The sequence below is a fragment of the Streptomyces sp. NPDC051183 genome, from assembly GCF_040682455.1.
Classification (GTDB): domain Bacteria; phylum Actinomycetota; class Actinomycetes; order Streptomycetales; family Streptomycetaceae; genus Streptomyces.
The window spans coordinates 17,247-28,506 of the sequence record NZ_JBFBBA010000061.1; the positions used below are offsets into that span (position 1 = coordinate 17,247).

Below are 11,260 nucleotides of genomic sequence, written 5' to 3' on the forward strand. Positions count from 1 at the left end.
GCATGGAGACCTACACGATCGGTCAGGCGGCGCGGCTGCTCGGCGTCAGCGTCGACACGGCGCGCCGGTGGGCCGACGCCGAGCGGTTCCCGACCCGCCGCGAGGGCACGCGGCGGATGGTGGACGGGCCGGACCTGGCCGCGTTCTGCGTGGAGGCCGCGCAGGAGAGCGGCGAGGGCGACGAGGCCCCGTACACCTCGGCGCGCAACGCCTTCCCCGGGATCGTGACCGCCGTGAAGCTCGGCACGGTCGACGCCCAGGTCGAGATCCAGGCCGGGCCGCACCGCATCGTGTCGCTGCTGACCCGCGAGGCCGTCGAGGAACTCGGCCTGGAGGTCGGGGCGCGGGCGACGGCCCGGGTCAAGTCGACCAGCGTGTTCGTCGACCGGGCCTGACCCGCGGCCCGTTCAGCGTACGGACGCCGCCAGCCGGTCCGCCGCCAGGTGGGCGTAGGACGGCCGTAGGGCGGACGTCGCAGGTACCGCGGCGGAGGGGCTGTGCCGGAGGGGCTGTGCCGGAGGGGCTGCGCCGGAGCGGTGGGGCGGAGCGGTGGGGCGGCGGTGGCAGACTGGCCGGTGTTCCGCCGAAGGGGAGTACGCCGTTGTCCATGTTCAGCAACCTGCGCCGGGCCGTGCGCCGCGGCTACCGGAGGGCGGTCGACCTCAGCCACCCGGCCCGCTCCCCGCTCGGCAGCGCGGTGGTCAACTGTGTGGTCTACCGGGACGGCGTGCGCCAGGACGGCTGCTCGGAGGTCGAGGAGGCGCTGCGCCGGGTCCGCAAGACGGGCGACGGCTTCGTGTGGATCGGCCTGCACGAGCCGGCGCAGGCCGAGCTCACCGGGCTCGCCGAGCTGTTCGGCCTGCACCCCCTCGCCGTCGAGGATGCCGTGCACGCCCACCAGCGCCCCAAGATCGAGCGCTACGACGAGACCCTCTTCTCCGTCTTCAAGACCGTGCGCTACGTCGAGCACGAGGAGCTGACCGCGACCAGCGAGGTCGTGGAGACCGGCGAGCTGATGGCCTTCGCCGGCGACGACTTCGTCATCACCATCCGGCACGGCGGCCGCGGCACGCTCGGCCCGGTCCGCGAGGCCCTGGAGGCCGATCCGGAGCAGCTGGCGAAGGGGCCGGCCGCGGTGCTGCACGCCATCGCAGACCACGTCGTCGACGACTACGTGGCCGTCACGGACGCGGTGCAGAACGACATAGACGCCGTGGAGACCATGGTGTTCAGCGAGCACGGCGGCCGCGGCGACGCCGGGCGGATCTACCAGCTCAAGCGCGAACTGCTGGAGCTGCGCCGGGCGGTGGCCCCCCTCGGCCGCCCGCTCCAGCAGCTGGCCACGCAGCCGATACCGGTCATCCCGCCGGAGGTCCGTGCGTACTTCCGCGACGTGGCCGACCATCTGACCCGCGCCACCGAGCAGATCAGCGCCTACGACGGTCTCCTCGACTCCATCCTCCAGGCGCACCTCGCGCAGGTGACCGTCGCGCAGAACGAGGACATGCGCAAGATCACGGCCTGGGCGGCGATCGTCGCCGTGCCGACGATGGTCTGCGGGGTCTACGGCATGAACTTCGACAACATGCCGGAGCTGCACTGGACTTACGGCTACCCCCTGGTCCTCGGCGTCATGGCCGTCGCCTGCTTCGTCATCCACCGGGGGTTCCGCCGCAACGGCTGGCTCTGACGCCGGATAGGGTCCCGCGGTCGGAAGATCGAATACGGGAACGGAAGTGTCCGACCATGGGACAGACAGCGGCGGCGGAGCTGGTCGGCGAGCGGGTGCGGCTGGAACCCCTGGAGCAACGGCATCACGACGGGCTGTGCGAGGCCGTCCGCGACGGGAAGCTGTGGGAGCTCGCGGTGACGCTCGTCCCGCACCCGGACGACGTGCGGGCTTTCATAGCTGAGGCCGCCCTGGCGCGGGAGCAGGGCGTCCAGATCCCGTACGCGACGGTCGACGCCGCGACGGGGCGGGTCATCGGCTCGACCCGGCTGATGGTCATCAACACGGCGAACCGGCGGCTGGAGATCGGCTGGACCTTCCTCGCCGGGGCCTGGCAGCGGACCGGTGCGAACACCGAGGCCAAGCTCCTGATGCTGACCCATGCTTTCGAGGCGATGGGCATGAACCGGGTCGAGCTGCTGACCGACGTGCGCAACAGCGCGTCGCGGGCCGCGATTTCGCGCATCGGCGCCACCCATGAAGGAGTGCTGCGGCACCACATGGTCATGCGGGACGGCTGGATCCGCGACACGGCCGTTTACAGCATCACGCGCCCGGAATGGCCCGCCGTGAAGCAGAACCTCCGGGCGCGCCTGGCCGCCGCGGCGGTGAGGGGCTGAGGGGCCAGGGGCTGAGGGGGCGGCCGGGGGCGGCGGGGCGGGGGAGAGGCCGAACGAAGCGTGGGTTCCCGGGTCTTGAGATGCCGCGAAGGCTGGTAGTAAAGTTTCCTAACGAAGACGCCCAGCCTCAACTCCCCCATGGAGGCCTTGTGTTCACCCCCCACCGCAAGAGTCTGGCGATCGGTGCCGTGCTCGGTGCGGCGCTGATCGCCGCACCGGTCACCGCTCACGCCACTGCCGCCCCCGAGGCCGCGGCCGCGTCCGCGGCGCAGGCGCCGGCCGCGGCCGCCGTCGGGCTCGACGATCCGGTGAAGAAGGAAATCGCCATGAAGATCGTCTCCAGCGCGGAGAACTCCTCGCTGGACTGGAAGGCGCAGTACAAGTACATCGAGGACATAGACGACGGCCGCGGCTACACGGCCGGAATCATCGGATTCTGTTCCGGTACCGGCGACATGCTCGACCTCGTCGAGTACTACACGCAGGTCAAGCCCGGCAACGTCCTGGCCAAGTACCTGCCGGCGCTGCGCAAGGTCGACGGCTCCGACTCGCACTCCGGCCTCGACCCGAACTTCACCAAGGACTGGGCGAAGGCCGCCCAGGACGCCGAGTTCCGCAAGGCCCAGGACCACGAGCGCGACCGGGTCTACTTCAACCCCGCCGTCAAGCAGGGCAAGGCCGACGGGGTCGGGGTGCTCGGCCAGTTCACGTACTACGACGCCATCGTCATGCACGGGGACGGCACCGACTCCACCAGCTTCCGCAACATCCGCAAGCGGGCCCTGTCCAAGGCCAAGCCCCCGTCCCAGGGCGGCAGTGAGACCACCTGGCTGAACGCCTTCCTCGACGCCCGCGTCTGGGCGATGAAGCAGGAGGAGGCGCACAGCGACACCAGCCGCGTCGACACGGCGCAGCGGGTATGGCTCAAGAAGGGCAACCTCAACCTCAACACGCCGCTCGACTGGAAGGTCTACGGCGACCCGTTCCACATCGGCTGAGCCTCCGGAGCCCCGGGACAGCGGCCTCCCCGCCCCGGGGCAGCCCACCTCCCGCCCCGGGGCGGCCGACCTCCCGCCCCGGGGCGGCCCGGCCGGAACTGGTCGGTCCGGGCGGCCGGGCCGCGCCCCGTTGTCGCAGTGCGATAACGATGTGGGCGCCGATGCGCCCCGTCCGCCGGTGACGAGAACGCGTGTGCCCCTGACGCTGCGCAGTTTCGGAGCCCCACGAGTGCCCCCACGCCCCGCCGCAGGACTTCCGCCACCCCCGTTTGGTCACTCCTTGTAACCTCCCGGGGCCTGTGGGTTCCAACGGGTGTGCGATGCACGTGTTTTGGGTGCCGGAAGCAACGAAGATCGCGCCTCCAGAGGTCCTGTGAACTGGCTTGACCGCGCCATAAGCGGGGCATAAGTTCTGCCCCGGCTTGCTCCAGCAGGACGGGCCCAAGAACCGTCCTCTGGGGGGACAAAAATGCACTACTACACCGACGTTCTGAAGAAGTACGTGGACTTCTCCGGCCGCGCGCGCCGCCAGGAGTACTGGATGTACACCCTCTTCACCGTGGGCATCGTCATCGTCCTCGCGATCATCGACTTCGCGCTGGAGACGTACCCGCTGTTCGTGGGTCTGTACTTCCTCGCCACGTTCCTGCCGAGCCTGGCGGTCACCGTCCGCCGGCTCCACGACCTCGGCAAGTCCGGCTGGTGGTACTTCATCAGCCTGGTCCCGTTCATCGGCGGCATCTGGCTGCTGGTCCTGACGGCGACCGAGGGCCAGGCCCAGCCGAACGAGTACGGCCCGAGCCCGAAGGCCGTCCACGCCTGATCGAACCTGCACGCGCGGGCAAGGCCTGAGCGCCGCCACCGGCTGGAAACAGCCGGTGGCGGCGCTCTCGCCGTTTCCGGACCCGGGCCGGAGGCTCTCGGATGCCGGAGGTGACGCGCGTCTCGCCGGGCTTGTGGCAGGGGGCTGTCCGGACCGGCCCGATCACAAGATATCTTGATGTCGAGCAATGTTGCAGACGAGAGACGCAGACTGTGGAGCGGAGCATCCGGTGACTGACTCGACCATCATCTACACGCACACTGACGAGGCCCCGGCCCTCGCGACGTATTCGTTCCTGCCTGTGATCCAGGCATACGCGTCGACGGCCGGTGTGAATGTCGAGACCCGTGACATCTCCCTCGCCGGTCGGATCATCGCCAGCTTCCCCGAGCACCTCGAGGAGAGCCAGCGGATCGCCGACGCCCTCGCCGAGCTCGGCGAGCTGGCCAAGACCCCCGGCGCGAACATCATCAAGCTGCCCAACGTCTCGGCCTCGATCCCGCAGCTGAAGGCCGCGGTCGCCGAGCTCCAGGGCCAGGGCTACGCGCTCCCGGACTACCCGGACGACCCGAAGACCGACGAGGAGCGCGAGATCCGCGCCCGCTACGACAAGGTCAAGGGCAGCGCCGTCAACCCGGTCCTGCGCGAGGGCAACTCCGACCGCCGCGCCCCCGCCTCGGTCAAGAACTACGCCAAGGCGCACCCGCACCGCATGGGCGCCTGGACCCCCGAGTCGAAGACGAACGTCGCCACCATGGGTGTGAACGACTTCGCCTCCACCGAGAAGTCCACCGTGATCGCCGAGGCCGGCACGCTCCGCATCGAGCACGTGGCCGCCGACGGCGCCACCACCGTCCTGCGCGAGTCCGTACCGGTCCTCGCCGGTGAGGTCGTGGACGCGTCCGTCATGCACGTCGACGCGCTGCGCACCTTCCTGAACGAGCAGATCGAGCGGGCCAAGGCCGAGGGCGTGCTCTTCTCCGTGCACCTCAAGGCCACGATGATGAAGGTCTCCGACCCGATCATCTTCGGCCACGTGGTCCGCACCTTCTTCCCGAAGACCTTCGCCCGCTACGGCGAGACCCTGGCCGCCGCCGGCCTGTCCCCGAACGACGGCCTCGGCACCATCCTGAACGGCCTGGGCGCGCTGCCCGACGCCGACGCGATCAAGGCCTCCTTCGAGGCCGAGATCGCCGAGGGCCCGGCCCTCGCGATGGTCGACTCGGACAAGGGCATCACCAACCTGCACGTCCCGAGCGACGTCATCGTCGACGCCTCCATGCCGGCCATGATCCGTACCTCCGGCCACATGTGGGGCCCGGACGGCGCCGAGGCCGACACCCTCGCCGTCCTCCCGGACAGCAGCTACGCGGGCGTCTACCAGGTCGTCATCGACGACTGCCGCGCGCACGGCGCCTTCGACCCGGCCACGATGGGCTCGGTGCCGAACGTCGGCCTCATGGCCCAGAAGGCCGAGGAGTACGGCAGCCACGACAAGACCTTCGAGATCGCCGCCGCGGGCACCGTCCGCGTCGTCGACGCCGCGGGCAACACGGTCCTGGAGCAGGAGGTCGCCGCCGGCGACATCTTCCGCGCCTGCCAGACCAAGGACCTGCCGATCCAGGACTGGGTCAAGCTCGCCGTCACCCGCGCCCGCGCCACCGGCGTCCCGGCCGTCTTCTGGCTGGACGAGGGCCGCGCGCACGACGCGCAGCTGATCGCCAAGGTCAAGACGTACCTCGCGGACCACGACACCGAGGGTCTGACCATCAAGATCCTCTCCCCGGTCGAGGCCACCGCCTTCTCCCTGGAGCGCATCCGCCGCGGCGAGGACACCATCTCGGTGACCGGCAACGTGCTGCGCGACTACCTGACCGACCTCTTCCCGATCCTGGAGCTGGGCACCAGCGCCAAGATGCTGTCGGTCGTCCCGCTGATGAACGGCGGCGGCCTCTTCGAGACCGGCGCCGGCGGCTCCGCCCCGAAGCACGTCCAGCAGCTCGTCAAGGAGAACTACCTCCGCTGGGACTCGCTCGGCGAGTTCCTCGCGCTGGCCGTCTCCTTCGAGCACCTCGCCACCACCACCGGCAACGCCCGCGCCCAGGTGCTGGCCGACACGCTGGACCGCGCGACCGGCACCTTCCTCAACGAGGACAAGTCGCCGAGCCGCAAGCTGGGCGGCATCGACAACCGCGGCAGCCACTTCTACCTGGCCCTGTACTGGGCGCAGGAGCTGTCCCGCCAGACCGACGACCCGAAGCTGGCGGCCGCCTTCGAGCCGCTCGCCAAGGCGCTGGGCGAGTCCGAGCAGGTCATCGTCGACGAGCTGATCGCGGTGCAGGGCTCCCCGGTCGAGATCGGCGGCTACTACCAGCCCGACGCCGCGAAGGCGTCGACGATCATGCGGCCGTCCGCGACCCTCAACAAGGCGCTCGCGCTCCTCGGCTGAGGCCCGCGGCTCCTGTGAGCCACGCGTGTTCCGCCCCGGTCGGCAGCAGCCGACCGGGGCGGACCCGTACCGGCCCGCACCGGGAAACCGGTTGTGGTCCCGCCCCCGCGGGGGCTAGTAAGGCCGCATGATCCAGGGAGAGCTCACCGGGCTGCGCGCCCGGCACGCCGATGACGTACCTGTGCTCCACGCGGCGCTGTACGAGGACGTGGCGACCCGCTCGCGCGCCGACACCCGGCCCTGGCGGCCGGTCGGCGCGAAGAGCGGCCACTCCCCGTACGAGCCCTCCCCGCCCTCGGACACGGTCGCCGTCTTCTCCGTGGTGGACCTGGCCTCCGGTGAGCTGGCGGGCGAGGCCCTGCTCTGGTCCATCGACGCGCACAACCGCTCCGCCCACCTCGGCATCTCGCTGCTCCCCGGCAGCCGGGGCCGCGGGTTCGGCGCGGACGTCGTCCGGCTGCTCTGCCGCTACGGCTTCTCCGTGCGCGGGATGCACCGGCTCCAGGTCGACACGCTGGCCGACAACGCCGCCATGATCCGTGCCGCGACCGCGTCCGGTTTCACCCTGGAGGGAACCCTGCGCGGGGCGGCGTGGGTGTGCGGGGAGTTCCTGGACGAGGTGGTGCTGGGCCTGCTCGCACAGGACTGGCAGGACGCGTAGCCCGCTCCCGGCCGAGCGGGGCCGGGTGCGTCACGCGCCCTCAGAGGCGGTGGATCCGGCCCTGGCCGACGGCAAGCGGGTGGCGGCCCGAGGCCAGGATGCGCAGGCCCGGCGCGTCGGCCAGCAGGGTGCGCAGCCACTCCAGCGCGGCGGTGGTCAGGTGGTCGCAGCCGTCCATCACGAGCAGCATGTCCCGCTCCGCGAGCCACGAGGCGGCGTTCGCCGTCCCGCAGGGCAGGAAGGGCATGCCGGGTACGCAGCCCAGGGCGGCCACCAGTTCGCGCACGCCGCCCTGCTGTTGGACGGTGACCACGGCTGCCCCGTCGTAGAAGTTGGACGCGAGCCGCTGCGCGACGTCCCGTACGAGCAGGCTGCGCGGCTCGCGGAGCGGACCGGTCACGGTCAGCACGCGGTTGCGGCGGACGGCGGCGAGCAGCAGGGACAGCTCGGTGAACGTGGTCGGCAGGACGTCGGTGGTGCCGCCTCTTCCCGTTCTCGCGCTCATGACGGTCGGTCGGGATTCCCTCATCGGCACGATGCCCCCCATTGCATGCGTGACCAGGCGCGGCCAGAGGGTTGGTTCAAGCCGCATGCGGTCGATTATGCGCCAGTTCCGGAGCAAGACCAGGGGAATGTCGCATTCCGCCGAAAGGCCCGCTCCCGCTCCGGCTCAGCCGATGCCCTGCCGGTCCGGCTGGAGGGCGAAGGCGGCGCGCTGCGGTGTCGGGGCGGTGGTCCGTACCGCCTCCTCCAGCAGATCCCGGTGCCGGCGTACGGGTTCACGGCGGTCGGCCGGTGCGATCCGCTCCAGATCGTCCAGGCAGGCCGCGATCCGCCGGGTGATCTGCACCGAGCCGACGCCGTAGTCCCGGATCTCGGTCAGCGCGAGGTCTAGCAGCTCCGGCCAGCTCGGCAGCGTCTCCACCAGCCGTACGCCGCCGCTCGCGCCGCGGTGGTACGCCCGGCCCAGCGGCTGCCCGGCGAAGGCGGTCAGCAGCACCTGGATCCGGTCCAGGGACTGCACGGCGGTGGTGGGGTCGTTGACCGCGGGCGACAGGGCGCGGGCGGCGATGTCCGCGAGCTGGCGGATGCCGAAGGCGAGGTCCTGTTCGGTGGTCCGCTCCACGCCGATGTCCAGCGCCGCCTGGAGCTCGGTGTCGGGCGGCGTGGGGCCGCCGCAGACGCGGAACAGCGGGGTGTGCGGCACCAGGTAGTCCCCGATGCGCGGGATCAGGTGCAGGACGAGACCGTCCCGTTCGGCCGCCGCGACCAGCCGGGGCACGTCCACCGTCTGGAGCACGCCGGGCCGCCAGGTGTGCGGCACCAGCGTCCCGCCCGGCCCGGGCTGCGGGTCGGGGTCCGGGCCGCTCCGGGCGGCGGGTCCGGCGCTGGAGCGGATGAGCGTCAGGCTCTCCTGCGCGACGCGGTCCATGACGTACGTGACGCGCATGAGCCGAATGGTGGAGTGGACGTAGACGACGAACAGGACCAGGCTCAGCACCACGAAGCCCATGGCGAGCGAAGCGCCCAGGTAGGGCACGACCGCGTCGTTGGAATCGGTGGCTCCTGTGTACTCCTTCTGGACCCGCAGGGTGTACAGGAAGGTGCACAGGAACACGGCCAGCGTGAGTTTGGTGACCCGGCTCTCCACATAGATGCGCAGCACCCGCGGGGAGAACTGCCCGGCCGCCATCTGGAGCGCGACCAGGGTGATCGAGAAGACCACGCCGATGAAGGTCAGCATCGCGGAACTCATCGCCGCGACCGCGCTCTTCGCCGCCGCGCCGAAGTCCTTCGCGGAGCGCAGGAACCACAGGTCGGCGAGGTCCACATCGGACCAGCGCGCGTCGAGGTCGTGGATGAAGGTGTCGGCCTGCACCACGCCCGTGGCGAGGAACCAGCCGAGCAGCAGCCCCGTGAACGGCACGAAGAGGAAGGAGTTGCGCATGCGTTTGCGCAGCTTCGGGAACAGCCCCCGGTCGCGCCGCACCACGGTCATCGCCATGGAGGTCAAGTTAGCCCGGGCAAAGCGGTCGGCGTAGTTCCTGTGGTCCGTGTGACGTACGTGCCGCGGCTCGACCGAAGGCGAACGGTTGTCCGCAGCCCGGTAATCGGCTCTACTGCTGTGCAGCCCACACACGGGCATATTCCGGGAGGGGAACCACGATGACGCCGGACCGGCCGTCGCACAGGCGGCGCGCACGCTTCCGGGGGCGCAGACCGCTGCTGACGCTCCTCATCACCGCCTTCCTCCTGGTCGGCGTCTGCGCGGCCACCGGCATCGCCTGGGACCCCTTCACGGCCGCCAACGGGCAGGCCCGCTCGGCCGGCACCGGCCCCCGCATCGGCGAGCCCTGGTCCGCCGGGCCCGGCCCCGGCGCCTCCGGCAGCGCGAGCCCCGTACCGGGGGAGAGCCGGAGCGGCGAGCAGACCGGCGAGACCGCCCCGAAGGCCGGGCCGGACACCGGCGCCGCACGCCCCGAAGGCGCCCTGCCCTTCGACATGCCGCAGCCGGCCGCCCTGCGCTCGGGCAACGCCGGCAAGAAGCTGGTGTTCGCCCACTACTTCACCCCGTACCCGCTCTCGCTCGACAACGCGAGCGCGGACGCCGACTACTACACCCGCAACTACCTCAACCCCGGCGGCGAGAACGGAAAGCACGCGCGCTACGGCGGCCTGCTGCGCGACCGGCCGCTGCCCGTGCCGCCCAAGAGCGGCGCCTGGGAACTGGCCAACCTCCAACAGGAGGTGCGCACCGCCCGCGCCGCGGGCCTCGACGGGTTCACCCTGGACATGCTCTCCCTCTCCGGCCAGAACCGGGACCGGGCCACCCTCCTGATGGAGGCGGCCCGTTCCGTGGACCCGGCCTTCAGGATCATGCTGATGCCGGACATGACCTCGCTGAAGACCGATGACCCGGCCGTGCTCGCCGACGCCGTCGCCGAGCTCGGCAAGGCCCCGGCCGCGCACCGGCTCGCCGACGGCCGGCTCGTCGTCTCCCCGTTCAAGGCGGAGCAGCAGAAGCCGGACTGGTGGAGCCGGGTCATGGACGTGCTCCAGTCCCGGCACGGCATCCGCACGGCACTGGTCCCGCTCTTCCTGGAGTTCGACGCGAACAACGCGGCCTTCGCGCCCATCAGTTACGGGTTCTCCGAGTGGGGCAGCCGCAGCTACGTCGGTCAGGAGGGCGCCGCGGCCGACGTACGGCGCACGCACGGCATGGGCAAGATCTGGATGCAGCCCGTGTCGGTCCAGGACGCCCGCCCCAACCAGGGCATCTACGACGAGGCGGGCAACACCGCGACCCTGCGCACCACATGGACGCGCGCCATCGAGGACGGCGCCGACTGGGTGCAGCTGACCACCTGGAACGACTACTCCGAGGGCAGCCAGTTCGCACCCTCCCTGCACAACGGCCATGCGTACCTGGACCTGAGCTCGTACTACCTCACCAAGTTCAAGACGGGCGCCTGGCCGAAGATCGTCCGGGACACCGTCTACCTCACCGCGCGCACGCAGTTCGCCGGCGCCGGACCGACCGGCGGGCAGTCCCTTGTGATGGCGCTGCGCCGGGGCAGCGCTCCGGCCCGGGACAAGGTCGAGGTGCTCAGCTTCCTCACCGGCCCGGCGAGCGTGCGCACCGCCGTCGGATCGGCCAAGGGGACGTACGAGGCCCCGGCCGGCCTCCACTCCGAACTGCTCCCGCTGGGCCCGGGCACCAGCTCGGCGACGGTCCTGCGCGACGGAAAGCCGGGCGCGGGCGTGGAGCTGCCGTACCCGGTGGACCGCACGGTGGAGGTCCAGGACCTCCAGTACCACGCGGCGACCAGCGGCCGGAACTAGGGGGTTTCTGGCGGATCATGGCTGGGCCCGGGTCGTCTGGCACCCCCTAGTACTGCAACCGCATCTGCCGTGACGGGTGCTGGATTGGTTCGTTGTTCCGACTGTGCGATGAATCGTTGACGGTTGAGCAGGTCGAG

The 11,260-nt window shown here is 71.0% G+C and carries 10 protein-coding genes; 8 read left to right on the top strand and 2 right to left on the bottom strand.

What is annotated here, in order from left to right; all coding sequences use genetic code 11:
• The first annotated feature begins 2 nt into the window (after nt 1-2).
• From AB0M99_RS34265 to AB0M99_RS34295, 7 genes are all read left to right on the top strand, one after another.
• Entirely contained in the window at nt 3-395 is a 393-nt protein-coding gene (locus tag AB0M99_RS34265; protein ID WP_365927526.1) for a TOBE domain-containing protein, read from the top strand.
• Nucleotides 396-607: 212 nt separating this feature from the next.
• Nucleotides 608-1,690 (top strand): magnesium/cobalt transporter CorA, encoded by a 1,083-nt coding sequence (gene corA / locus AB0M99_RS34270; protein WP_365927528.1) that lies wholly within the window; start codon nt 608-610, stop codon nt 1,688-1,690.
• A gap of 56 nt (nt 1,691-1,746) precedes the next feature.
• Nucleotides 1,747-2,349: a GNAT family protein gene (locus AB0M99_RS34275; protein WP_365927530.1), complete on the top strand. Its 603-nt coding sequence runs from the start codon at nt 1,747-1,749 to the stop codon at nt 2,347-2,349.
• Nucleotides 2,350-2,498: 149 nt separating this feature from the next.
• Nucleotides 2,499-3,347: a chitosanase gene (locus AB0M99_RS34280; RefSeq protein ID WP_365927532.1), complete on the top strand. Its 849-nt coding sequence runs from the start codon at nt 2,499-2,501 to the stop codon at nt 3,345-3,347.
• Nucleotides 3,348-3,816: 469 nt separating this feature from the next.
• On the top strand, nt 3,817-4,170 hold the full coding sequence (locus AB0M99_RS34285) for a DUF805 domain-containing protein (RefSeq protein WP_365927534.1): 354 nt from the start codon (nt 3,817-3,819) through the stop codon (nt 4,168-4,170).
• 229 nt (nt 4,171-4,399) lie between these two features.
• A complete protein-coding gene (locus AB0M99_RS34290) occupies nt 4,400-6,619 on the top strand; it encodes an NADP-dependent isocitrate dehydrogenase (RefSeq protein WP_365927536.1) in 2,220 nt (739 codons plus the stop codon).
• Nucleotides 6,620-6,746: 127 nt separating this feature from the next.
• Nucleotides 6,747-7,280, top strand: coding sequence for a GNAT family protein (locus AB0M99_RS34295; RefSeq protein ID WP_365927538.1), 534 nt, complete (start codon nt 6,747-6,749; stop codon nt 7,278-7,280).
• A 40-nt stretch (nt 7,281-7,320) separates the two neighbouring features.
• Here AB0M99_RS34295 and AB0M99_RS34300 read toward each other — a convergent pair whose 3' ends face one another.
• Complete coding sequence (locus tag AB0M99_RS34300; protein ID WP_365927540.1) at nt 7,321-7,785, bottom strand: hypothetical protein; 465 nt, start codon at nt 7,783-7,785, stop codon at nt 7,321-7,323.
• A gap of 165 nt (nt 7,786-7,950) precedes the next feature.
• Nucleotides 7,951-9,285: a DUF2254 domain-containing protein gene (locus tag AB0M99_RS34305; RefSeq protein WP_365927542.1), complete on the bottom strand. Its 1,335-nt coding sequence runs from the start codon at nt 9,283-9,285 to the stop codon at nt 7,951-7,953.
• Nucleotides 9,286-9,446: 161 nt separating this feature from the next.
• Here AB0M99_RS34305 and AB0M99_RS34310 point away from each other — a divergent pair, with 161 nt between their 5' ends.
• Nucleotides 9,447-11,123, top strand: coding sequence for a glycoside hydrolase family 71 protein (locus AB0M99_RS34310; protein WP_365927544.1), 1,677 nt, complete (start codon nt 9,447-9,449; stop codon nt 11,121-11,123).
• Nucleotides 11,124-11,260: the final 137 nt, after the last annotated feature.

Bases quoted from the DNA above. Each gene is read 5' to 3' on its own strand.
- AB0M99_RS34305 (WP_365927542.1), bottom strand. From the start codon at position 9,285: ATGGCGATGACCGTGGTGCGGCGCGACCGGGGGCTGTTCCCGAAGCTG.
- AB0M99_RS34300 (WP_365927540.1), bottom strand. From the start codon at position 7,785: ATGAGCGCGAGAACGGGAAGAGGCGGCACCACCGACGTCCTGCCGACC.
- AB0M99_RS34275 (WP_365927530.1), top strand. From the start codon at position 1,747: ATGGGACAGACAGCGGCGGCGGAGCTGGTCGGCGAGCGGGTGCGGCTG.
- AB0M99_RS34295 (WP_365927538.1), top strand. From the start codon at position 6,747: ATGATCCAGGGAGAGCTCACCGGGCTGCGCGCCCGGCACGCCGATGAC.
- AB0M99_RS34265 (WP_365927526.1), top strand. From the start codon at position 3: ATGGAGACCTACACGATCGGTCAGGCGGCGCGGCTGCTCGGCGTCAGC.
- AB0M99_RS34285 (WP_365927534.1), top strand. From the start codon at position 3,817: ATGCACTACTACACCGACGTTCTGAAGAAGTACGTGGACTTCTCCGGC.
- AB0M99_RS34310 (WP_365927544.1), top strand. From the start codon at position 9,447: ATGACGCCGGACCGGCCGTCGCACAGGCGGCGCGCACGCTTCCGGGGG.
- corA (WP_365927528.1), top strand. From the start codon at position 608: ATGTTCAGCAACCTGCGCCGGGCCGTGCGCCGCGGCTACCGGAGGGCG.